20 protein-coding genes and 1 riboswitch are annotated in these 24,493 nt (G+C 38.2%); of the genes, 5 read left to right on the top strand and 15 right to left on the bottom strand.

The window, feature by feature from the left end; translation table 11 throughout:
- Positions 1 to 70: 70 nt before the first annotated feature.
- The 3 genes from CR194_RS00250 to CR194_RS00240 form a co-directional block, all read right to left on the bottom strand.
- Positions 71 to 967, bottom strand: coding sequence for a manganese catalase family protein (locus CR194_RS00250; protein ID WP_110607645.1), 897 nt, complete (start codon positions 965 to 967; stop codon positions 71 to 73).
- 236 nt (positions 968 to 1,203) lie between these two features.
- Positions 1,204 to 1,929 carry a DNA/RNA nuclease SfsA gene (gene sfsA, locus CR194_RS00245; RefSeq protein ID WP_110607644.1) on the bottom strand — a complete coding sequence of 242 codons (726 nt, stop codon included), beginning with the start codon at positions 1,927 to 1,929 and terminating at the stop codon, positions 1,204 to 1,206.
- Between the two features lie 22 nt (positions 1,930 to 1,951).
- Complete coding sequence (locus CR194_RS00240) at positions 1,952 to 2,521, bottom strand: hypothetical protein (RefSeq protein ID WP_110607643.1); 570 nt, start codon at positions 2,519 to 2,521, stop codon at positions 1,952 to 1,954.
- A gap of 415 nt (positions 2,522 to 2,936) precedes the next feature.
- Between CR194_RS00240 and CR194_RS00235 the strand changes: the two genes are divergently transcribed.
- Both CR194_RS00235 and CR194_RS00230 read left to right on the top strand, forming a co-directional pair.
- Positions 2,937 to 3,584 carry an SDR family oxidoreductase gene (locus CR194_RS00235; protein ID WP_110607642.1) on the top strand — a complete coding sequence of 216 codons (648 nt, stop codon included), beginning with the start codon at positions 2,937 to 2,939 and terminating at the stop codon, positions 3,582 to 3,584.
- Positions 3,585 to 3,761: 177 nt separating this feature from the next.
- Positions 3,762 to 4,001 (top strand): hypothetical protein, encoded by a 240-nt coding sequence (locus CR194_RS00230; protein WP_110607641.1) that lies wholly within the window; start codon positions 3,762 to 3,764, stop codon positions 3,999 to 4,001.
- 57 nt (positions 4,002 to 4,058) lie between these two features.
- On the opposite strand, the gene CR194_RS00225 is transcribed toward CR194_RS00230, so the two are convergent.
- The 3 genes from CR194_RS00225 to CR194_RS00215 all read right to left on the bottom strand — a co-directional run bounded on the left by CR194_RS00225 (position 4,059) and on the right by CR194_RS00215 (position 8,012).
- Complete coding sequence (locus CR194_RS00225) at positions 4,059 to 4,793, bottom strand: peptidoglycan recognition protein family protein (RefSeq protein WP_110607640.1); 735 nt, start codon at positions 4,791 to 4,793, stop codon at positions 4,059 to 4,061.
- A 153-nt stretch (positions 4,794 to 4,946) separates the two neighbouring features.
- On the bottom strand, positions 4,947 to 6,542 hold the full coding sequence (locus CR194_RS00220) for a PTS transporter subunit EIIC (RefSeq protein ID WP_233254180.1): 1,596 nt from the start codon (positions 6,540 to 6,542) through the stop codon (positions 4,947 to 4,949).
- Between the two features lie 123 nt (positions 6,543 to 6,665).
- Positions 6,666 to 8,012, bottom strand: a complete 1,347-nt coding sequence (locus tag CR194_RS00215; RefSeq protein WP_110607638.1) for a 6-phospho-alpha-glucosidase — start codon at positions 8,010 to 8,012, stop codon at positions 6,666 to 6,668.
- Positions 8,013 to 8,187: 175 nt separating this feature from the next.
- On the opposite strand from CR194_RS00215, the gene CR194_RS00210 reads away from it, so the two are divergent.
- Positions 8,188 to 8,907, top strand: a complete 720-nt coding sequence (locus CR194_RS00210; protein ID WP_110607637.1) for a GntR family transcriptional regulator — start codon at positions 8,188 to 8,190, stop codon at positions 8,905 to 8,907.
- A gap of 96 nt (positions 8,908 to 9,003) precedes the next feature.
- Here CR194_RS00210 and CR194_RS00205 read toward each other — a convergent pair whose 3' ends face one another.
- From CR194_RS00205 to yhbH, 7 genes are all read right to left on the bottom strand, one after another.
- Complete coding sequence (locus tag CR194_RS00205) at positions 9,004 to 9,834, bottom strand: carbohydrate ABC transporter permease (RefSeq protein WP_110607636.1); 831 nt, start codon at positions 9,832 to 9,834, stop codon at positions 9,004 to 9,006.
- A 24-nt stretch (positions 9,835 to 9,858) separates the two neighbouring features.
- On the bottom strand, positions 9,859 to 10,755 hold the full coding sequence (locus tag CR194_RS00200) for a carbohydrate ABC transporter permease (RefSeq protein ID WP_110607635.1): 897 nt from the start codon (positions 10,753 to 10,755) through the stop codon (positions 9,859 to 9,861).
- Between the two features lie 95 nt (positions 10,756 to 10,850).
- Positions 10,851 to 12,164 carry an ABC transporter substrate-binding protein gene (locus CR194_RS00195; protein ID WP_110607634.1) on the bottom strand — a complete coding sequence of 438 codons (1,314 nt, stop codon included), beginning with the start codon at positions 12,162 to 12,164 and terminating at the stop codon, positions 10,851 to 10,853.
- 60 nt (positions 12,165 to 12,224) lie between these two features.
- Positions 12,225 to 14,309: an amylo-alpha-1,6-glucosidase gene (locus CR194_RS00190; RefSeq protein ID WP_110607633.1), complete on the bottom strand. Its 2,085-nt coding sequence runs from the start codon at positions 14,307 to 14,309 to the stop codon at positions 12,225 to 12,227.
- An 83-nt stretch (positions 14,310 to 14,392) separates the two neighbouring features.
- Complete coding sequence (locus tag CR194_RS00185) at positions 14,393 to 15,412, bottom strand: LacI family DNA-binding transcriptional regulator (protein WP_110607632.1); 1,020 nt, start codon at positions 15,410 to 15,412, stop codon at positions 14,393 to 14,395.
- A gap of 180 nt (positions 15,413 to 15,592) precedes the next feature.
- The gene (locus CR194_RS00180; RefSeq protein WP_110607631.1) at positions 15,593 to 15,721 is read right to left on the bottom strand and encodes an anti-repressor SinI family protein; all 129 of its coding nucleotides are present in this window, start codon (positions 15,719 to 15,721) and stop codon (positions 15,593 to 15,595) included.
- A 27-nt stretch (positions 15,722 to 15,748) separates the two neighbouring features.
- Positions 15,749 to 15,845: riboswitch (cyclic di-GMP riboswitch) on the bottom strand.
- Between the two features lie 425 nt (positions 15,846 to 16,270).
- Positions 16,271 to 17,437 carry a sporulation protein YhbH gene (gene yhbH / locus CR194_RS00175; RefSeq protein WP_110607630.1) on the bottom strand — a complete coding sequence of 389 codons (1,167 nt, stop codon included), beginning with the start codon at positions 17,435 to 17,437 and terminating at the stop codon, positions 16,271 to 16,273.
- A gap of 556 nt (positions 17,438 to 17,993) precedes the next feature.
- Here yhbH and CR194_RS00170 point away from each other — a divergent pair.
- A complete protein-coding gene (locus CR194_RS00170) occupies positions 17,994 to 19,481 on the top strand; it encodes a glycine betaine uptake BCCT transporter (RefSeq protein WP_110607629.1) in 1,488 nt (495 codons plus the stop codon).
- Positions 19,482 to 19,564: 83 nt separating this feature from the next.
- On the opposite strand, the gene lepB is transcribed toward CR194_RS00170, so the two are convergent.
- Positions 19,565 to 20,158 carry a signal peptidase I gene (gene lepB / locus CR194_RS00165; RefSeq protein WP_110607628.1) on the bottom strand — a complete coding sequence of 198 codons (594 nt, stop codon included), beginning with the start codon at positions 20,156 to 20,158 and terminating at the stop codon, positions 19,565 to 19,567.
- 253 nt (positions 20,159 to 20,411) lie between these two features.
- Positions 20,412 to 22,307: a PrkA family serine protein kinase gene (locus CR194_RS00160; protein WP_110607627.1), complete on the bottom strand. Its 1,896-nt coding sequence runs from the start codon at positions 22,305 to 22,307 to the stop codon at positions 20,412 to 20,414.
- A 298-nt stretch (positions 22,308 to 22,605) separates the two neighbouring features.
- On the opposite strand from CR194_RS00160, the gene CR194_RS00155 reads away from it, so the two are divergent.
- Positions 22,606 to 24,474, top strand: coding sequence for a transglycosylase domain-containing protein (locus CR194_RS00155; protein WP_110607626.1), 1,869 nt, complete (start codon positions 22,606 to 22,608; stop codon positions 24,472 to 24,474).
- Positions 24,475 to 24,493 lie beyond the last annotated feature (19 nt).

Here is a 24,493-nt window from a genome sequence, read left to right as displayed (position 1 = left end):
TCTTCTTCCCTCCTCAAATTTCGCTAAAAAACACGACCATTCGTTCATGGTCGTGTCATTTTTTGTAGAATTATAACCCAGCCGACCTTTGAAGCCTTTTCGCTATTTCTTTGAAATCCTCCTCTGAAACACCCGGTGCAAACTCTTCTGGAATTTCTTCCAAGTCAGGAATTGGTCCTCCTTGAGGCGTTCCCTGAATCACTTCAAGTTGACCTCCATCCATTGGATGCTCTCCTTTCCAGATTTGACTAATTTGTTTATAGTCTTCTGGACTAAACGTGTAGAGTTTTCTCTGTGATCCTTGAGCTTCAAATTTTCTCGTCGTCTCAAATTTACTATTATCTAAGTCCGGGATAGGGAGCATTTTTTTCATATCGACGCCTGTCATAATTTCAAGCGCTTTCGCGTAAGCGAGAACATGAACTCCCCCTCTGACTAAGAGATAACCTATCATTTCTCTGGCTACTGGATTATCTGTCATTTCGTAAACGCGCATCTTATGGGTCCTCGCCCCACACTCGAGGAAGAAATTGTGCAGTAAATCAAGGACGAGGTTCCCGCTGTTAAATACATTGTCTCCCGTCCATGCTCTCCCCATAGAATCTGCGGGAAGAGCCGTTTGTGCCGTTTGGATGAAGTGATGCGTATTTCTTTTGTCTTTAGCATTTTGCATCGGAGTAATGTCTGGATCACCCGGAAACGTCGTCCCTCTGATCATCAAATTAATTGTGTTTGAAACGAGTTCAACATGACCGAACTCTTCTGCAGTAATGCTTGCAATGAGTTCATAGAAAGGTCGAAACTTCTTTTTTTGCCTGAAATTAAACGACTGAAACATGTAATTATTCAAAGTGGACATCTCACCATATTTTCCACCTAATAATTCTTGCACAGCTGCTGCTGCATTTGCGTCGGGACTTTTAGGCATGGGTAATTCTATTTGGAGCTTATCGATTCTCATGAACAATAGGAATCCCTCCTGATTTTCTAGATGATCTCTAGCTTTTAATCATTCAATAACTACATATCATCTATATGACAGGTGAGACTTGACCTATCACCTTGAAAACAAGGAAAGCCTCATAATAAATTATTTGCACTATGCATAATGAAAATATAAAGGATCATTCCATAATTAGAGGAACAGAGGATCTACCAGTTTCGCTCCTCTGGGTAGATAGATTTTTTTAAGACGCTTAAGATCTAGTCTATACACACAGGAATCTCATCTAGCAACCGAATACCCTTTAGCGTCACTTCTGAGCGGCAGGCTATAATCTTCACTCCTGCTATTGAAGCTTCTTTCAATGCCTTTGCAAACTTTGGGTCTATGTGACTCGCTGGTCGTATTTCTGTTAAATCCTCTCTTTGAGCAACAAAGAGCAATGCCGACCTCCATTTTGGTTCCTTATTAATTTCAATGAGTTCCAGGACGTGTTTTGTCCCCCTTGATGTCACAGCATCTGGGAAAAAACCCTTCTGGTTTTCGTCAGCCAAAGTTACTCCTTTTACTTCCACTATCATTTTTTCATCCTTTGTCTTTAGTAAATGATCCCAACGAGAATGTCCTTTTGTAAATTCGGCCCGTTCGTAGTCCCATGACCGAAATGATGGGAGTAAATAGTGAGTAAACGCTAATTGAGCCAATTTATTAGGGATTTGTGAGTTAATTGAGACCCATCCGAGACCATCAGGGCGTTCAACACATACTGCAGAAAATTTTGTTTTTCTATTTGGATTGGCATTAGGTAATAAATAAAGTTCTTTTCCTGAAATAAGAAGCTCTTTCAATCTTCCGGAATCAGGCAGGTGGGCCTCTACTTCCTCTCCATCTCTTACAAGTTTACAGGAAATCATAAATCGATTGAGCCTGTTAACAAACCTTGCAGGTACAAGTGAGTCAGAATATTTAATAGCTGCTTCTAACATCCGTTCAACCCCTCATTAGAGTTTAATTCATGACTTCAATAACGAGTGAAGTAATATAATTATGATTTTGGGATTCCTCTTCAATATTTGTATGGAAATTTGTTCTTAACTCAATTTCATACTCTCCTGGTGGAAAGCCATCATCATCAATAAAAGCATTTTGAAAATCCATATGATTATTATGTTCAATGAATGTTGATTTACCTTTCTCGTATTGCTCTTCATACCATTCATTTTGTTTGAGAACGGTAGTTGCCCCAATTTCTTGTAACGAATATGATAGTTCTGCTCCACTGTTTACTTCTATCATTTCAAAATAAAAAGGGCTTTCGGAGTGTGTAAGTTCTATTTCTTCCTTTCCACCAATGTATTTTATTTTCCCTGTGATCAGGACTTCTTCACCTGACTCATACATTTCTTTCTCTGAAACTAGGCGTAAAACGAAATCACCTGAGTCTGTTTCCGATGCGATTTTCTCACTTTTCTGCTCTTCTTCAGGAGCACTGTTTTCTAGCTCATCATTCTCCTGATTATTGCATGCACTCATGAGGAATAAAATACATAATACCATCGTGAACAATAGGTGTTTCATAGTTCTCCTCCTTCCATTAATAACAATTTAATTTTCATATTTTAACTTCGTTATGGTAGAAACGGTTGTTCATTCATAATAAATTAATGAAAAGAGTCCCTTGCCTTTATTCTAGTCTTCCTTTCCCTTTTTACAACATTTATAGTCTATACTAATACAGAAAAAACTCTTAAAATCACTCTTCAAGTAGGTTTAGCTTCTATATATAGTCTAATTCTTTAACTTTAACGGCCGCACTGTAGATGGTCCAGACTAAAGTACAGATAAGATGCATCAGCCATTGACTTATCGCATCAATCCACGTATTCCAATTCTCAGCTTTATATGGATTACTTTTATATTAATTCATATTTCTCCATTATGTTTAACCTATTTTGATATTGGGAATTGATGACTATCGAAAGGAGAGATTTAAATGAAAGTGTTAATTATTGGAGCAAACGGCCAAATAGGTAAACATACAGTGCGAATGCTAGGCTTAAGTACTGAACATGAAGTGCGTGCTATGATCCGAACCGAAGAGCAACGTTCGACGATGGAAGAGTTAGGTGCAGACGAGATTGTCATAGGCAATCTTGAGGAAGATTTTTCTCATGCATTTTCAGATGTTGATGCCGTCATTTTCACTGCAGGTTCTGGAGCCCATACCGGTAAGGATAAAACAGAATCAATAGATAAAGACGGAGCGATTAAATCTGTTCAAGAGGCTGAGAAAGCCAATGTCTCTCGATTTGTGTTAATTAGTTCTATCCGTGCCGATAAACCTGAAAGTGGACCTGAGCAAATTCAACATTACTTAAGAGCAAAAGGTGCTGCTGATGAAGCGTTACAAAATAGTTCTCTCACTTATACTGTTTTAAGACCTGGGAGCTTATCTAATGATCCAGGTAAAGGGACGATTACTGCTAAAATATCATTAGATGATCTCAATTCCAACATCCCACGTGAAGATGTAGCAAACGTAGCAGTGAATGCTTTGACGATTGAAGAAACCTTTAATAGCACTATAGAGTTATTGACAGGAGATACGGCCATTGGGGAAGCGTTGAAAACATTCAAGTAATATTTGCGCAAGTCATTGGCTACAAAATAGAACAAATAAAACAAAGGAACCCTTGTGCATAACGTTATGCCGAAGGGTTCCTTTAAAATGAACTTTAATGATTTTCTATCCCAAATTGCACAGTTCTTTCTTTGCATATATAATAAAGAAAGAATCAAGCAATAAGGAGGAAATTTTATGGTAGCCTTAAAAGAAATATCCAAACAAGATAAACTGCAATTTATTATTATTAGTTCTATTATAAGCGTATCAATTTTAAGTGGGATCTTCGTCGGGTTAAATGAAGATTGGTTTATTTCTAGAAACTTTACAGCAGGGTACATGGCTGGTTCACTTATGACAGTCATTGTTTTATTTAGTATATACCGTTCCATTGCTTTTTTCTTTGAGAAGAAAAATAACCACAATGAACAGTAACTTTTACCTTTTGAAGGACTCTAATTGAAGTCCTTTTTTATTTTGAATGAATTCAAATCAACTTATTATTTTTTCCCACGTTTTCGGCCCAACGATCCCGTCCATTTTCAAATGGTGATCCCGTTGAAATTTTTTCACCGCTCTCTCCGTTTCAGCCCCAAATATTCCATCCGCTCCAAAACGATGCAGTGAATATCCTTTTAGAGCGAGCGCATTTTGTAAATTCATTACGTCTTGTCCTCTTGCTCCTTTTCTTACAGTTTTAGGAATGGCCGTTGAGGGTGTTAATTGTGTTAGGCTATGGAACAATAATGAGTCAATCTCCTTTCTAAATTGATCTAAGTTCATCGCAGGACACAAGGTCTTCTGACTTGGGTGTTCGCGATGTCCTAAGATTTTTGATGAGGAAAGTTGATAGTGAATGCTGAGTGCATAGACGAGATTCTTCAAAGCATTCCTTTGCCTCTTGGTAAACAAGCCTTCTCCCACCATACAAACACCTATGTTCCTTGTGTTTCGTCCACTCGTATGATAACACCTTACTCGTAAATCATGGCACCACTGAATCGTTCCATTTCGAAGTACCACAAAGTGATACCCAATGCCCGGCCAATCCATTTTACTCACGTGATAGTTAGCAAATGTCTGAGCATGTCCTGTTTCTGTTCCACTATGATGAAGTGTAATAAATTGGGGATTCAACTCTTTTTCCTCCACGTACTTCTTCGTAGGATGAACTTGCAGACTTCCACGAACATCCTCTATTCTTGTCATTAACAATTTTCTCCACATTATTATCTCCTCCTTTACTTGATACTTAATAAGTACACTTATATGGATAAAAAAGAGGAGACTCCATTTAAAAAAAAGAAAGTGTCCCAAAAGTAAGACTTTTGGTGACACCCTCTCTCATTTGTTACCTTTCACTTTTTAATGCACTTTCTATTAAGCTGATCTTTCTAAAATATCATTAATCTCGTTTTTGTAGAGATCTGATTTACCACCGAATACGGCTTGAATATTTTTATCATATTTCATCACACCTGCTGCACCTAAAGCTTTTAACTGAGGTTCATCTATTTGCTTAGCGTCTTTTACCGTTACTCTAAGTCTCGTAAAGCATGCGTCCACATATTCAATATTCTCTTTTCCACCTAATGCTTCTAATATATCTTTCGCTGTTTCACGATAGGCATCTTTAGATTTCTTGCCTTTCTTTGTTGTTGCTGATGCGGTATTCTCTTGACTAGTTTCCTCTTCTTTTTTAGCGTTATAATCTTTTCTTGTATAAAGTTTAGCTTCTTGACCTGCTCGTCCAGGTGTCGCTAAGTCCCATTTTTTAATGGCAAATGAGAACACAAAATAATAGATGACGAAGAAAGCTGCGCCCATAACTAGATTCATCCACCAATTATTTGTACCCGGCAATGCATTCACTAGAATGAAATCTATCAAACCAGAACCGCCAGCCCAGCCTAGTTGAACGTCCATCATAAAGGCTAAAGCGAAGCTAATCCCCGCTAAAATAGCATGAATCACAAACAAGACAGGAGCTACAAATAAGAACGTGAACTCAATAGGCTCAGTGATTCCAGTAAGGAAAGCAGTCCCTGCTGCGGCAATCAACATCCCTTTAACAACGGGACGATTCTTCTTATCCGCTTGACGGTACATAGCTAAAGCAGCACCTAAAAGACCAAACATAATTACTGGGAATTTCCCAGCCATAAAGCGTCCTGCTGTTACGTCTACACCTTCAGCAATTTGCGCGAGGAAGATGTATTGGTCTCCGGAAACCATTTGTCCGCCAACTTCTGTGGTTCCCCCTAAAGAAGTCCATAGAAATGGTGCATACCAAATATGGTGCAAACCAGTTGGAATAAGGACTCTCTCTAAAAATCCATAAAGACCAATATAAAGTGGATTCGTTGCGTCTGAAGCAATCACATTTGCAACGGCATCAATCCCTGATTGAATTGGTGGCCATACGAACATGACGGCGAATGCGAGAAAGATTGAAGTAAATACCATAACAATTCCTACAGAACGATCTCCCGCAAAGAATCCTAAGACTTCGGGAGGTTGGAACCTCTTGAAACGATTGTATACCCAAACTGCCAGAAGTCCGACTACTATTCCACCCAAAACTCCTGTTTCTAGAGTGGGTATCCCTAGAGCCATTCCATACTCTCCTGCTTCTTCAGCCATCTCAGGGGTAATCCCCAAAGCTAAAGAAATGGTCGTATTCATAATGATGTAACCTAACAAGGCACCTAATGCAGCGATACCTGAGCCTCCAGTTAAACCAATGGCTACCCCAAGGGCGAAAATAATCGGTAAGTTCTCAAAGATACTCAGGCCAATCGTGGTCATTCCTGAACTAAAGGCTTCAACAGAATCATTTTGTAAAAAAGTCATATAGTCTGCAAGTGGCCCTGTCAATGCTGCCCCTATCCCTAGTAAAATACCAGCAGCAGGCAATAAAGCAACAGGAACCATCAATGACTTCCCAAACTTTTGTAAGCTTGCAAAATTTAACACATTATTCATCCTCTCGTTATCGCGACGTAATTATTAATTTAAGCGTTATCATTTTTTTAATAATCGAAGGGAGCTTTCAGCCTCTATTTATGGCTTTGCTCCCTCTTTTTATTGAACATGAAATTATCCTTGAACAGGTTGAAGCTGTTTCAGTTCTGGCCAATAATCTTTATTTACTTCGATAAGGTCATCGAGAATTTGTCTAGCTTTCGGTGCGTCCACAACGGCTCGATTTAACGTTAATGCTTGAAGAAGTTTATTGTAATCTCTTTCATACCAAGCATCTACAACTAATTTTTCAAAAGCAAGTTGACCTTCAATAAGTCCTTTTTGAAAAGTTGGAATTTCTCCAACAGCATAAGGCTTAGGTCCTCTGCTTGTTAAGGCAGCTGGAACTTCCACCATTGCATCACTTTGTAAGTTGGAAATTAGACCGTTATTTTCTACAATCACGATAAATGTATCTCCATTGTTGTAAGCAAGGGAAGCCGCCACTCGAATCATGTAACAGCCGTGGATATCTACTTCTAATTCTACATTTTCCGTGGATTGATCTTTAATAATTTGATCGCTCATCGTGTGAACGCGCTTTTCTCGTCCATTAATCACTTGACGAGCTCTTGTATTCGTCATCTCTTCTTTTGCTACCATATCTGACGGGTATAAATAGTATTGAAGATACGTATTTGGTAAATAGTCAGGAAAATCATTCAACATCGTCTCCACTTGTTTGAATGTTTTTATCCATGATGGATCATTGACGATTTCCGAATCCTCAGGGATAAATCCATTATCTGTAATGGCTCGTTTAATATCATCTGTTAAACGATTTCCTTGTTTATCATAAATATTTGTGAACCAGCCAAAGTGATTTAAACCAAAGTATTCCGGCACCAGATCCCAAATTTCTTTACCTAATATTTTTGCATAACTAACCATGATGGCTGCAGGCATGTCACAAATATTTAAAATTTTATCATCATGTGGAAATTCACGACGCAAGGCTTCTGCTACAATTGCTGCGGGGTTTGTATAGTTTAAAATCCAAGCATTTGGAGCATATTCACGAATATCATTGACGACATTGATCATATCCCCTATTGAGCGAAGGCCATAAGCCATGCCTCCCGGACCACACGTCTCTTGTCCAACTGCATCATATTTCAAAGGAATCTGCTCATCTTTTTCACGCATTTGCAAGCCGCCTGTCCGGATTTGGACAAAGGCAAAATCAGCATTTGTATAAGCTTCTTTTTTATCAGTAGTATAGTGAAAAGAATCGAGCTCAGGGTACTTCTCTCTTAAAATCACTTCGGTCGCCTTGGCAATTTTTTCTTGACGTTCTTCATTTATATCGTAAAAAGTAATCGATTTAAGAGGGAAATTCTTCTTTTCTTCGATTAGGCTCATGATCATTCCTAAGGTATACGTACTTCCGCCACCGACAACAACTAAATTTTGACGTTTCATTTAGCATTCCTCCAATAAGTTAATATGTATTATATTTGTATTGTTGTTTGCAATACAAATATAATACATATTAATGAAAGCGTCAACAAATAATTTTATTGCATCCCTAAAAAATGTTCTATATGCTAAAAGAAAGATAAAATGATGGTTAAGAATGTTGTAGTGAGGTGAAAAGATGAGAAATGGATCTCCTTTATATAGGCAAATCGCCAATCAAATGAAAGAAGAAATTACGACAGAAAGATGGACAAAAGGGGAAACCATCCCTACAGAAGCTAAATTATCAGAGTTGTTTAACGCCAGTCGCGTGACCATAAGGCAGGCGATCAAACTTCTCGTTCAAGAAGGGTTGTTATATAAGATTCAAGGAAGCGGTACATATGTCAGTGAGAATAAATTTGAACACAATATTTATTCTTTAAAGGGATTTACTGAAGAAATGCACGCTTTAAATAAGACGACAAAGAATAAAATATTAACTTTTTCGATTATTGAACCAGATGAAAGAATTCAAACTATTTTAGGTTTAGGAGTGGAAGAAAAAGTTTTTTTTGTACGAAGACAACGATGGGTTGAAAATACCCCTTTGGTAGTGGAAGACACCTATTTACCACTGAAGCTTTTTCCAGACTTGTCGTACAAAACGATGGAAGGATCGAAGTACGATTACATCGAACGAGAAAAAGGAATGAAAATTAAAGAAAGCTTTCAAGAAGTGATTCCTCTTCTTCCTGATCGGGAAATCCAATCCTTGTTACAATTGACAGAAGCGATACCTATTATTAAAGTACAGTTATTTTCTCATTTAATGGACGATACTACTTTTGAGTATACTGAGATTTATTTTAAAAGTGACGAATATAAATTTACGATTGTTGCCAGTCGACATTCTTGAATGAGCACTGATAGCTCTTTTATTCATAAAAGTAGACAAAAAACGTACTCAGCATATGAGTACGTTTTTTTCATACTTTCTTAATACATCTGGATTCTACTTGTCTGCGGTAAACGCAAGCCCTTTGAGGAAATAAGTATTAAAGAAAATGTAGAGAAGCAGAACAGGCAAGGTGAATACCATCGATGCGGCCATAATGTAATTCCAATAAGTCGCATAATCTGATTGGAAGGCATTCAAACCAACTGGTAATGTATACATCGAAGCGTCTGTCATGATAATTAAGGGAGCCATGAAATTGTTCCAGAATCCCATAAATACAAAGATTGCCATGGCACCTATGGCTGGTTTCGCCATCGGCATTACAATCCTAAAGAATGTTCCAATTCGACTCAAACCATCGATTGCTGCGGCCTCTTCTACCTCCTTAGGAAAGTTGACGAAGAACTGACGCATCATAAAGATAAATGTTGCATTGATCATCCCAGGGACGATCAAGCCTTGGTAACTGTTTAACCACCCTAATTCTTTCAAAATCAAGAAGTTTGGTACCATCGTTACTTGAGCTGGAATCATTAATACGGCAAGTACGATAATAAACCAAGCCGTTCTTCCTGGAAAACTCACCCTCGCAAGGGCATACCCTGCCATCGAGTTAAATACGATGTTTAACGCCGTACCAACTACTGCAACAATCACACTATTTAACAACCAACGGGGAAACAATTCCTGTTCAGTAAAAATTGTGACATAGTTATCAAACGTAAACGTCTCCGGGAAGATGTTTAAACCAGCAGATAAGATTTCGTTCAAAGGCTTAAATGAAGCTGACAGTGCCCACAAAAACGGAAGTAGTGTAATCACCGCGTAGCTAATTAGAAATATATACAAAAAGGCTTTTAATATATTTGGTTTCTTTTTCTTCATATTATTCTCCTCCTTCCATCACGATTAAAGCTGTTCATCTTTTTGAAGTTTTCGTTGAATGAATGTGGCAACGAGAATAATCAGTGCCAGGGAAACAGCAAGTGCAGCTGCATAGCCCATTTGATTATTAGAGAATGCATACTGGTAAATCAGGAGAACGACGGTTAATGTAGAGTTATTCGGTCCACCAGAACCGCCTGAGAACATGTAAGATTGATCAAATAACTGGAACGTGCCTATCACGCCTATGATTACGACAAATCCAGTGACAGGTCGGAGTAAAGGTACAGTTACATACCAAAACTTTTGGATCGCGCTTGCACCATCAAGATCAGCTGCTTCATACAACGAATCAGAAATCCCTTGAAGGGCTGCTAGATAAATAACCATAAACATCGGAGCTGTCGCCCAAATATTCATAATCATAATTGAAATCAGAGCTACACTTGGATCATTCATCCAGTTGTAAGTTGGAAGGCCGACAGAGCTTAAAATCGTATTAATCAACCCATCAGGACGATACATCCACATGAAAATCATAACTAAAACTGCAGACGAGGTTAATGTAGGGATAAAGTAGATGACTCTAAACCATTTCTCTCCCTTCATTCCTGCGTTCAGTGTAGCAGCAAGAACCAAGGCAAGGATCGTCTGAGTCGGCACAACAATCACAACATAAAAAGCCGTATTTTGTAAGGCAATAATTGCCCGTTCGTCAGAAGCCATTCTCGTAAAATTATCAAACCAAACAAATTCGAAACTCGTTTGGCCAAGCAAATTCACATTATTAAAAGCCAGATATAATGCAAAAAGAATAGGACCAATTAAAAAAACCAAGATTGTGAAAATCGTAGGGGACATAAATAAGTATCCTTGACCTGCATCTCTTAACTGGCTTTTCGTTAATTTCCATTTAGCCATGCTGTTTAAACCCCTTTCCTAACTTGCCTATAAATATGTATGGGAACTTAAAAAGGAGGCGAAGCTCCTTTTTAAGACCCCTATTATTCATTTGTTTAGTCTTGAATCTCGTTATTAGCCACTCGTTCCGCTTCTTCCATCGCTTCTTCAAGCGTCTGATCGCCTAAAAAGGCACTTGAAAATTGGTTCTCAAAGTTAGAATTAATGATTGGTAGATTCGTGTCGTCTGCCCATACAGTTGCATAGCTTGCCCCTTCAATGAATGGTTCATATATAGCATCATCAGCATAATCCATGTTTTCAGCCACAGACTGACGAGAAGGAAGAGCTAAGCCACTTGATGTCCAAATTTCCATTCCTTCTTTTCCTGTTAGGAACTCAACTAGCTTCCATGCTTCATCTTTTTGCTCAGATTGCGCATTCATAGAGTAAGAGACTGTATAAGCCATCGTTTGTCGCTCATCCTCAATCATAGGAATTTCAACTACTCCATAATTAACATCTGGGAAAGCATCTTCCATAAACTCAATCATCCAGTTTCCTTCAATAATCATCGAAGCTCTCTCTGTTCCGAACATGTCGCCGCCCCATTCAGCACCAACATCTGCAGGTGAAGCACCGATTTCCTTCTCATTTCTCATGTCAACGATTGGCTGTAAAGCTTCAATAACAGCTGGATCGGTAAAATTCGCTTGGTTATCAACAACTACGTCACCACCTCGTGACTCTGCGATTGAATAAAGTCTCGCCAAGTCCGTGACAATTCCAAATCCGTAACGATTATCATCCGTTAACGTCTCTGCATATTCTTCCATCTCTTCCCAAGTTTCTGGGGGTGATTCAATTCCGGCCTCTTCAAAGTGATCTTTGTTGTAAAACAACGCTAAGGTTGACGTATCTTTTGGAAGCCCCCATAATTGGCCATCTCTTCTGAATGCATCAATAAGCGGATCTTCAAAATCATCTACATCAAATTCATCCGTAATATAATCATCCATAGGTTCAAGCACACCCGCTTCAATCAATCCCGGTGCTTCAAAGGCATCTAAGAAAAATACATCTGCCGCTTCTCCACCGATTAATCGGGTACGTAAAACATCCATGTATTGATCGGCAATTGTATCTAGTTCAACATTGATATGAGGATACTCCTCTTCAAAAGCCGCAATCGTTTCTTCAAAATAACGTTGTTCTGTAGGTGAAGACTGCCATCCAGTTAACCGGACTGTCACTTCTTCTTGACCCTCATTTTGATTAGCATTGTTCTCAGTTTCATTTGTCCCTGTATCATTTCCATTTGTCGCTTCATCTGTATTGTTATTTCCATCGTCCCCACACGCTGTTAACACCGTTCCTGCCATTACAACGGACATGAAACCTAATCCTTTGATCCATTTTGCTCTTTCCATTTTATAAAACCCCTTTCTAATTTTATTGACAAGGGTCTATGCCCTTAACAATCGTTTAAATTAAGCAATATCGAAACCGGTTGTGTTTTCAAGAACTTCTAGTTCATGATTTCCTTCTGATTTTTTTACACTTAGACTAATCGTCCCTTCACCAATGCGCATGTTTTCGATCTTTATTTCGTTTACACCATTTGGCAGAAAAGGATTGATTGTAATTGTTTTCTCCAACGCATTCGGGAATAATCCGAGCATGGCCTGAACAAATAAAAGGGGAGTACCCGCAGCCCAAGCTTGTGGTGAACACGCGACTGGATAGTTCACTGCTTTCCCTTTTGCTTCATAGCCACAAAACAATTCTGGAAGTCGATCATATTCAAATGAATCTGCTGAGCGGATCAAGCCTTCCATCGCTTTTGCTGCCTGTTCCTGGTTCTTTGTCTTACTCATTCCTAAAATAATGACACTGTTATCATGTGGCCAAACTGTACCGTTGTGGTAACTCATTGGGTTATAACCTGCTTCACCCTCGCCCATCGTTCGGATTCCATAGCCCGAATACATTTTATCCGAGACGAGCATGTCACTTACCGATTTTGCTCTATCCAAGTCAAGCATCCCTGATAATAGTACATGGCCTGGATTCGATGTCACCGTACCAACTTGATTCTTTTCTTTATCAAGGGCCAGTGCGTAAAATTGTTGTTCTTCCATCCAATACGATTCTTCAAACTGAGCCTTTAAGGTTTTAGTATCCGCTGTTAATTGACTAGCTTTATCTCTGTTACCCAGTAATTCATATACTTCCGCCATACTTTTCTTGGCATGATATACATACCCTTGTACCTCTGAAAGGGCAATCGGAGTTTCTCCTAACTCTCCGTTTCGGTGTACAATCGAATCTCCTGAATCTTTCCATCCTTGATTGGCAATTCCTTTCGATGCTTCTTGATGGTATTCTACAAATCCATCCCCATCACGATCTCCATACTCGTCTATCCAATTGAGAGCTGCTTCCACATTTTCTTCAAGCTCGTTAAAAAGAGCTAAGTCACCTGTCCACTTCATGTATTCACTTAATAGCACTAAGAACAGAGGCGTTGCATCGATTGTTCCGTAATAAGGTGTAAAAGGAATTTGCCCCGTATTGGCTAATTCTCCGAATCGAATTTCGTGCATAATCTTTCCTGGTTCTTCATCACGCCAACTGTCTTTCTTCGTTCCTTGTTTACTAGCCATTGTCTTAAGCGTTCCTTTTGCAACTTCTGAATTGAAGGGAAGCATTTGCAATGCAGCTATGAGACTATCTCTTCCAAAAGGAACACCAAACCAAGGTAGACCTGCAACTGGAAATTTACCATATCCCAAATCTGTCAACAGTACCCTAAGGTCACCTAATCCTCGGTCAATTAGTCTTTGTAGTTGTGGATGATTTGTCGTTACCTTTGTAGTTGATTCAGCCCACTCTTTGTATGAGGTCATTAATTGTCTTAATGCATCTTCGTGTTTCAACACTTTTGTTGATTCTTCACCCACAGTAGGGACCATTGTCAATGAGATCGTTTGCTCTTCCTCATGATCAAGAGAACATGCAAAGTATATATCGCCCTTATCAGTCGTCCGGATCGGTGTTAAGTTCCACTTTACGTCTAGGGTTCTATTCACATCGTCTGCCCCTATATAGCGAATCGCCATTCCATTTTCATTCACCGTTGACTCTTCTCTCTTTCCGACCGTTCCATTCTGAAACCCACGTACGATAAACATGTCTTTGAAATCTGCATCAAGATGAATACTAACTTCAAAGCTCGTCTGTTTAGGGTTATAGTTCTTTACAGTAATTTCTTCATAGAGAGCACCATCAAAAATAAAGCGCTTACGTTTCATTTCAACCGACTCTCGCCAAAGTTTCACTTTACCTTCTGCTTCCATATGAGGATTCGTCAGGATCATCTCTGCATAATAACTTTCATCGGCATTCGATGATAAAAGAATCGGTTCCTCGTCGTTAATCTTTAAATCAAATTTACTTAAAAATCGAGTATCTTTTGAATAAAGTCCAGGTCCATAAGGGTGGTCTTCCGGAATATTTCCTTTCTCATCAGTCAGAAAAAATACGTCGTCTTCTTTAATCACTCGATAGTTCATGTCATACCTCCAGAAATTAGTCGTTCATTTATGTAATTAACTCGTACCCGAAACGTTTCGGATTTTATGAAAAAAAGAGGCTCCTATTTTCTCGGTGGAGCAGTCGTTTCTCTTACAATTAAGCGATTATCTAGCACACACATTTTTTGATTAGGGTCGTCATTTTTTAATATTGATGTTAATAGCTTAGCAGCCTCGTATCCCATCTGGTATTTGTCTTGTCCAACTGTTGTCAAAGGAGGGCTTGTATATTCTGATAAGACAATATCATCAAAACCGACAATGGATAAATCTTCCGGAATCCTTAAACCTAAGCGCTTTGCAGCTCTCATAACACCAAGAGCCATTAAGTCACTAGCACAGAACACCGCCGTCACTTCTGGATGTGCCTGTAGAAATGGGAATGCTGCCGCTTCAGCCATTGGTTCTAAAAATTCACCGTTTAAAATATAGGTATCACGAACAGGTAATCCTGCATCGGTCAACTCACGTTCATATCCTTTTCGTCTTTTCGCACTAACATGAGCTTGATCGTGTCCATTCACCATAGCTATTTCAGTATGCCCAAGATTAATTAAATGCTTGACTGCCATTTGTGCACCGAAAACATTGTCCGTTGTCACGTAACCAACATCTTTGCCTTCGACCTCAACATCCACAAAAACACAAGGAATATTACTATCAATAACTTCTTTAATATAAGGATCATCCATTTTTATGCCCTGCATAATCACTCCCTCTACCTGTCTTTCCCTACATAGTTGAGTGTAGCTCTTTTGCTTTTGCATGACCGAATTTGTACTGAATAGTATCAAGTCATATCCTACATCCGAAGCTGAATCATTAATTCCACACATGACTTCGTATGTAAACATGTCTTTCGCACCTGAGCGGTTTAGTTCCGAAACTAGAAGACCAATCGTCTGCGATTTATTCATAACTAAGCTCCGAGCCAATGTATTTGGGCTGTAATTCAACTGCTTTGCTGTATCTTCAATCAACTTTCTCGTTTTATCGTTAACATCTGAATATCCATTTAAAGCTCGAGACACGGTCGTTACCGACACTCCAGCCGACTTGGCAATATCTTTAATCGTCGCCATGATTCACCTCCCGAAACGTTTCGGTTTTTTCGATAGCTTTACTATACAACATCATGAAAGGGTTTGCAAATCTTTTTTTATAGTTATTGCAGCTAAGAATCTTAGAGAAGATCATAAAGCTAAAAAACTCTAACCTACTTCATTTTCAAAAAAAAACTCAACCAAGTAGGTTAAATTTTTCTATACATTATGTTTTCTTTCATCTAAAAAACTCCGAATTTCTTCTGGGGTCATACCTTGTTCTAACGCTGTTTTAATCAATGAGATCCATTCTTGGTCCAATCTTTCTTCTTTTTTCAAAGTGAGCATGAGGTTGTCCTCCTTATGCCACTTCATTGAGGCAACTATGCAATCATAGGATATGTTTTATTTGTATTCCCTTAGATCCATAGCTTTGCGTCCCTATCTTTCAATAGGTTTGCCTTTTCTAATGAGTAGTCTTGTTTTTTATTCATTTATACACTGAGAAAGAAACGACCACCCGTTCAAGATAAAGAACAAAACACCTTTGATATCAACAATTCTTTAAAGGATATGGTTCCGAAAAAAATCCCTCTCCCTCATAAGTCCTCCTTTCCAAATTGTTCTATATTACGAATATTATAGATAAATCATAATATTTATCCTCTTTCAAGTAAATAGATATAAAGACCTAAGTTATCTGAATATTTTATGTGTTTTATAATAATTTTCAGATGACTTCTTTATTGAATGAAAAATAGGAAATACTTTGTTACCAGATTTTAGATTATTAACCTCTATCGAAAGTCCTCCCTAATAAAAAAGATGACCTTCCTTATAAAGGTCATCTTTAGACACGATCTATTGATAGCGATGAGAGATGCTGATCGGTCTTTCTCAGCGAGTGAACAATTCTTGTTCTTTTTGGAAGAACCACTTTAATGAGCGATAAACATCCCCTTTTTCTCGTAAAACGTAGTGTCGGAATTTCGGATTTTGAATATTTTTATACACGCCCATTAGTGTCGATGGTCGATTATACTGATTTACTTCACCATAGCCGAATAGACTGGACATTTCCATGAGTTCTTGCACGTATTTTACACATCGTTGATTATCAGATGTAAGGTTATCACCATCAGAAAAATGGAAGGGATAAATGTTATATCTAGATGGAGGATAATCTTTATCAATCACTTCTAAAGCTTTCCTATATGCGGAAGAACAAATTGTTCCTCCACTTTCTCCTTTCATAAAAAAGTCATCTTCAGTGACTTGTTTAGCTTCTGTGTGATGCGCAATAAACACAATATCAACAGTTTCGTATTTTGTTCGTAAAAACCTCGTCATCCAAAAGAAAAAACTGCGAGCCATATACTTTTCAAATCTTCCCATACTACCTGAAGTATCCATCATTGCAAGCACAACAGCTTTTGATTCGGGTTTTATTTTTTCTTCCCACGTTTTAAATCGCAAATCATCGTTATAAATAGGTGCTACTGCAGCTTTCCCTTTCATTGCGTTTCGTTTCAATGCTTCAATGATCGTTCTTCGTTTATCAACGTTACCCATTAAACCTTTTTTACGAATATCATTGAATTCCACATTTTCAACCACAATTTGATCTTCTTCTTTTTGTTGCAAATTTGGAAGAGCTAATTCGTTAAATAACATACTTTCCAACTCTGTAATAGAAACCTCTGCTTCATAATAATCTTCACCAGCCTGGTCTCCTGCTCCTTCACCTTTTCCTGGAGCTTTTTGAGCATTTCCGTCTCTGGCAACTACGTCACCTACTTTACTTTCACCATCTCCTTGCCCTACATGTTTGTTTTTATCATAATTGAATCGAATCTTATATTCATCTAGGGATCGAATCGGTATTTTAATCACATCGCGACCGTTGGACATCACAATACTTTCTTCACTAACTAAGTCAGGCAAGTTTTTTTGGATGGCATCTTGAACTTTTTCTTGGTGACGTTGCTGATCCTGATAGCCTTTCCGGTGGAGGGACCAATTTTCCTGAGAGACAACATAATTTTTCCCTGATCGGTTTATCATCTGTCTTCCCTCCTTCTTTTTAAAAAGTCGAGTGAACTCCATGTTTTTTAACTTACTCTATCCTATGCAAAGTGGACAGTTAGTTGACAAAAATTCTGAATAATGGACAAGCATTAATCCAAATTTTAAATAAGGATGTACTGAAAAGGCCTAGGCATCCACATATCTGTGACTCCACTAACTACTAATTTTTATCTAGAGGTGATCAATAATATCTAAAGTGATCCTGAGAATAAAACTTGATAGCTTGATTCTTTATCTTGTTTTAAAAAAAACTTCCACTCTTTTTCCGGTTAAAAAAGGAGGGAAGTCATAATCAAATCCCTCAGAATTCAAGGAGGATCGCGGTTCATCCAGAATCCGAGTGCGGTTAAAGTAAATCAACGCCTAACCTACTATCACAATTCAGGACTATTTTTTACGTTTTTTGTGTAAAAAGTATGAATTAAAATAGCTAATTATGAAAAAAAATGTCGATATTTTTGAAAAACACCGTTTTTATTCCGGTGTTAAGGGTATGGGTTTATGTACTTCAACTAAATAGGAGGTTAAACTTGTGAAAAAATTAACGATTGTATTTTGGTCAGCACTAGTTATCTTATTATTGATTGTAGGGTTTGGAGTTATTGCACCTCAAGTTTTTGAGAATGCAACATTCGCCCTTCAGCAAGTGATATCCTCTTCTCTAGGATGGTATTATTTATTAATCGTCACTTCTTTTGTCCTTGTTTGTTTATTTTTTATCGTTAGTCCTTATGGAAAAATCAAATTGGGAAAGCCTGATGATAAACCGGACTTCAATGTCGCTACGTGGTTTGCTATGCTGTTTAGTGCAGGAATGGGAATCGGTCTAGTATTTTGGGGGGCCGCTGAGCCAATCTCTCATTACATGATTGATGCTCCTATAGCTGAAACAGGAACTGATGCAGCTATTTTAGAGTCTATGAGATTCACCTTTTTCCACTGGGGCATCCATGCTTGGGGGATTTACGCGGTGGTCGCCTTATCTTTAGCCTATTTCAAATTTCGTAAAGATGCTCCTGGTTTAATTAGTGCAACATTGACCCCTGTTCTAGGGCGTTATGCAAAAGGGCCCGCTGGTCATACCGTTGATATCATTGGAGTCACAGCTACAGTTATCGGGGTAGCTAGTACATTAGGATTTGGTGCTGTACAAATAAATGGTGGATTAGATTTCTTATTTGGAATCGGAAATAATTTTATTATGCAATTTACCATTATTGCTATTGTAACCGTCCTGTTTATGTTCTCTGCTTGGACAGGCTTAAATAAAGGGATTAAAATATTAAGTAATGTAAATATGATCCTAGCTCTCTTATTATTTACATTTATGTTTGTATTCGGCCCCACACTTTACTCATTAAACCTTTTTACGAATACACTTGGTTCTTATCTCCAGACATTACCTAGTATGAGTTTCCGCATCGCTCCCCTTAATCCTGAGGAACGAGAATGGATCAATGGCTGGACAATTTTCTACTGGGCTTGGTGGATAGCTTGGGCCCCATTCGTCGGTTCATTTATTGCTCGTGTTTCGAAAGGGAGAACGTTAAGAGAATTTGTATTAGGGGTGTTGTTCGTTCCTTCTGTCATTGGCTTCCTTTGGTTTTCTGTTTTTGGAGGATCGGCCATCTTTGTAGAAGAACAAGGAGCAGCAGCTATTTCAGAATTGGCCCCAGAAGAAGCATTATTCGGGGTGTTTGCGCAATTCCCTATGGGAGGAATCATGTCTATTATTGCTATAGTTTTGATTTCAACCTTCTTTATTACATCCGCTGATTCTGGAACATTTATCTTAGGTATGCAGACAACAAATGGTTCATTAACTCCTCCAAGAAATGTAAAACTTATTTGGGGTATTATGTTATCTGCAACATCTTCTATTCTTCTTTATACTGGTGGCCTTCAAGCTATTGAGAACGCATTAATTATTGCCGCTTTACCTTTTTCGATTATTATGATTCTTATGACGGTCTCGTTATTTAAAGCACTTCGAGCCGAAAAAGATTCATTATATAAATAGGCTAACGTCATACGATAAAACTAAAAATAAAGGGCTGTCTCAATAATGATACTTTGAGACAGCCCTTTTATAATTGATTCATTTTATTTAAAAAACCTGATGTTTTTTGGCGGCCAAAAAGCCATGTTCGCTTGTCCCACAATTTCTTCTACAGGAACAAATCCAATATGTCTGCTATCGACACTGTTCTGGCGGTTATCACCAAGAACGAATACATATCCTTCAGGTACAGTCGTTTCTCCTGTCATTTCTTCTAAATTAAAGTTCTCTGTGAACAATCCATGGTCATGGTCCTCTTTATGAACTTTTAAGAAGTGCTCATCATGAGCTTCATCGTTAATGTAAAGTGTATCGTCATCATAGTAAATTTCATCTCCAGGAAGTCCAATGACTCGTTTAATATAATCTGAATCTTCCGTTGCATGAAAGATAATCAGGTCAAATCGATTCGGTTCAGTAATTTCATATCCAATCTTATTAACTATAATTCTTTCTCCGTCGTGGATCGTCGGCATCATAGACTGGCCATAGACAATATAATTCGTAAAAAGAAATCCTCGAACGAGAAAAGAAACAACAAGGACGACTGCGACAAGTTTAGTGAAAACCCACATGTTCTTTTTCCAAAGCGATTTCTTCTTAGGATTGTCTAATTGCGACGTTTCTTGCGTATTCATTTTTTTGTCTCCTCCAATTACATTTTGTAAATAATCTATCACTATAAATATAGCCAATCGACTATTGTTTTAAACTATTATAATTAGAGAATGAAAATTGTTAACAAGCTGTAATAAACAAGACAATATTTGGGGTATCATATTTTCAGTGTTTCCCAGGTATGACTATATATGAAAAAAACCAAACTGATCCATTTAAGAATCAGTCCGGTTCTCAACTATCAACATTTAATTGATAAAATTAATGTAGGAATTATCGATTTAATAAGCTCCCAACATATTTTAATAAATCGTTAGCAGACGTACTGTTATAACCGTGTTCATCTATTAATCTGGCAATGACTTCGTTTACCTTCTTCAGTTGATTTTCATCAGGTGTTTTCGTTGACGTAGTAATTTTGACGACATCTTTTAAATCTGCAAATAATTTCTTTTGAATGGCTTCTCTTAATCTGTCATGTGAATGGTAATCAAACTTTTTACCTTTTCTAGCATACGCGGAGATCCGGATTAAAATTTCTTCTCTGAAAGCCTTCTTCGCATTTTCAGAAATACCAATTTGTTCTTCGATAGAACGCATCAGTTTCTCATCAGGATTCATTTCTTCACCTGTTAGTTGATCTCGTAACTTATTCTTATTACAGTAAGCCTCTACGTTGTCGAGATAATTATCCATCAATGTTTTTGCTGACTCTTCATATGAGTACACGAAGGCTTTCTGGACTTCTTTCTTTGCCATTTCATCATATTCCTTACGAGCTATGGAAATGTAATTCAAATACCGCTCCCGGTCATCTTTGGAAATCGATGCATGTTGATCTAATCCATCTTTGATGGAACGTAACACATCAAGGGCGTTAATGGACGTTAGCTCTTTTCTAATAATGGCAGATGAGATTCGATTGATTACATATCGAGGGTCTATTCCGTTCATCCCTTCATCTGCATATTCTTTTTTTAATTCAATTACGTCTTGTGAATTGAACCCTTCTACATTTTGTCCGTCGTACAATTTCATTTTTTTCAACACATCAACATCGTTTTTCTGAGAATCTTTCAGTCTCGTTAAGATTGTGAACGTTGCAGCAATCTTCAACGCATGAGGGGCGATATGAACGTTTGCGATATCTGATTCTTGAATCATTTTCCGGTAAATTCTTTCTTCTTCGCTTACTTTTAAATTATAAGGTATGGGCATCACGATAATTCTTGAATGTAAGGCCTCATTCTTTTTATTAGAAATAAACGATTTGTACTCGGCTTCATTCGTGTGCGCTATGATCATCTCATCAGCTGAAATGAGGGCGAATCTTCCCGCTTTAAAGTTTCCTTCTTGTGTGAGTGAGAGTAAATGCCATAAGAATTTCTCATCGCATTTAAGCATTTCCTGAAACTCCATCAGCCCACGATTCGCCTTGTTTAATTCACCGTCAAAACGATATGCACGAGGATCGGATTCAGAGCCAAATTCCGCAATTGTCGAGAAATCAATACTTCCCGTTAGATCAGCAATATCTTGAGATTTCGGATCTGAAGGACTGAATGTCCCTACTCCCACCCGACGATCTTCAGATAAAAAGATTCTTTCGACTTTTACATCTTCAATTCTTCCTTCATATTCTTGTTCAAGCCGCATCATATTAAGTGGTGACAGGTTCCCTTCTACTCGAATACCAAATTCATGATGGAAATCTTTTCTCATATGTTGCGGAATCAGATGTAAAGGATCTTCATGCATTGGACAGCCTTTGATTGCGTAAACGGCTCCACGGTCCGTTCGGCTGTATCTTTCAAGACCTCTTTTCAACATCGTAACAATCGTGGACTTCCCTCCACTAACTGGCCCCATTAATAATAATATTCTTTTTTTCACATCCAGCCTCTTCGCTGCTGAGTGGAAGTACTCTTCAACTAACCGTTCCACTGCTTCTTCCAATCCAAAAATTTGATCCTCAAAAAACAAGTACCTCTTTTTGTCTCCTTCTTCAATGACCCCCGCATCTTTAACCATGTTATAAATACGGGAGTGAGCTGTTTGAGCCACCTCTGGACGTTCCCGTAGTATTTCCAAATAATCTGCGAACGTGCCTTCCCATTTCAGACGCTCTTCTTCCTCCCGGTGTCGTTGAATTTTATAAATAATATCCATAATATCCTCCTCTCAACACCTGTCCCTGTTTTTTCAAGGGATCTATGATTCATCTTATGCGTTCACCTAGAAAACGATGTTAAAAGGAGCGTAAAAGATATGTCGAATGAGATAATCATTGGTGAGGTTTCCTAGTTATTCATTCTTTTCTAAAACTTGCTTCAATTGACTTCCAAGCTATACCAATCAAAGGTAAAATAGAATAGCTAACATGTTTATTTCGTTCATATTTCATTCGATCATGGACGATCCCATAAATTATTTAAACATCCTTTGTTATGAAAGAGTTGTGACTTCAATGAGAATTTTAACTGGAAATTTATTTATTCTAATTTTTATTAGCATTTTTACATTCCTATTTATACAAACCACGAAAGAGTTGTCTTCAGCACAATCTCTACATAACGTGTTAGATGAAGCGATTGAATTAGATGAAGTAACGTTGACAAATAATAGTACTATATTAGATCGAGAAGGGCATATCATATCTGATGTTTATGCAGGTGAGAACCGGATTCAATTACCATTTTCAGAAATTCCTACTTATGTGATCGAGGCGTTTATCGCAGCAGAGGATCATTCTTTTTACGAACATCCTGGGTTTGACATGTCAGGCATTGCCAGAGCTCTTTTTATCAACATACAAAGCAGTTCCGTTGAGCAGGGGGGCAGTACTGTTACGCAACAACTGGCACGCAATCTGTACTTGAACCATTCACAAACATACGAGCGAAAATTGACAGAATTACTTTATTCTTATCACTTGGAACGAGTTCTATCTAAACAAGAAATCATGGAAATGTATGTGAATTCAATCTATTTTGCTAATGGTGTTTACGGCATTGAAGCGGCAAGTCAATTTTACTTCAGCAAATCCACATCTGAACTTTCCTTAGCTCAAATAGCCTTTCTAAGTTCAATTCCCAATAGTCCCACTCTCTATAATCCTCTTATGAATGAGGAGCAAACTCATGAGCGGAAGGAATGGATGTTAACGAAGATGCATGAACAACGTTTCATCAATGAAAAACAATTTAATGCAGCCATGTCAGAAAAGATCAGTCTGAAAGTAGTTGAGAAACACGATCAATTTCCAGATTACGTTACATATGTGTTTCATGAATTAGAACAGCTCGTAGCAAAACAAGAAGGATATGCTCAGAGATTACGGGCTGCTACTTCAAACGAGGAAAGAATTGTCATTCATGATAACCTAAAAAAACGAGTGAATGAACTTCTAACCGGGGGGTTGATCATTGAAACAGCCTTGAACCCCCATATTCAACAGCATGCAGTAACAACAATTAACGCCTCCCTAGGAGATGCTCAAATTCAAGGCGCGGCTTCCATCATCGATCATGACCAAGCTGAAATTGTCGCCATTACAGGTGGGACAGATTACCAAAAATTTGATTTCCATCGGGGTTACCAAGCTTTTCGTCAACCAGGTTCAGCCTTTAAACCTCTGCTTGTTTACGGTCCTTTATTTGAAGAAACTAACTTGAGTAACAGCTCGGTCATTGACGCGGGACCAATTAAAAGAGGAAATTATGAACCAGAAAACTTTGGAAATGCCGTTTACGAAAAAGTATCTATTGAGGAGGCTTTTAAAAATTCTTACAATACAGCTGCAGTGAGAATTCTTGATATGGTAGGGATAGAGCCTGCCTTTTCTTATCTTAATCAGTTTGACTTCACTCAAATTAGTGCAGAAGATCATATCCTCCCGGCCGCTTTAGGAGGACTGTCTCATGGAGTGAGTGTGAATGAATTAACTCAGGCTTACTCCGTGTTTTCTACAAGAGGAATTTACAGGTCACCAAGAGCAATCAGGGAAGTATCCGATTTAAATGGGAATGTCTTATATGCTTGGGGAAGCGAAAATAAGGAAATATGGAGTCAGACTACGGTTGATCAGATGAAGAGTTTGCTATCATCTGTAGTATCTGATGGAACAGGGCAACCGGCCAACATTGCGGGGAGTAGTTATGTTGGTGGAAAAACGGGTACAACGAATGATTTTAATGATTTATGGTTTGTCGGTTCGACGGAACGCTATACCTCAGGGATTTGGCTTGGAAGGGATGAACCGTCTTCTATATATGAGTACAGTCAAAGGAATCTTCATACCCATCTGTGGAGAGAGATTATGACAGGCTTGGAATGATTGAAAGGGTGTCCACTTG

The sequence above is a fragment of the Salipaludibacillus keqinensis genome (assembly GCF_003226325.1).
In the GTDB taxonomy this organism is placed as follows: Bacteria; Bacillota; Bacilli; order Bacillales; family Salisediminibacteriaceae; genus Salipaludibacillus; species Salipaludibacillus keqinensis.
The sequence above is the reverse complement of the archived record's forward strand: the minus strand, read 5'-3'. Positions and strand labels throughout refer to the sequence as shown.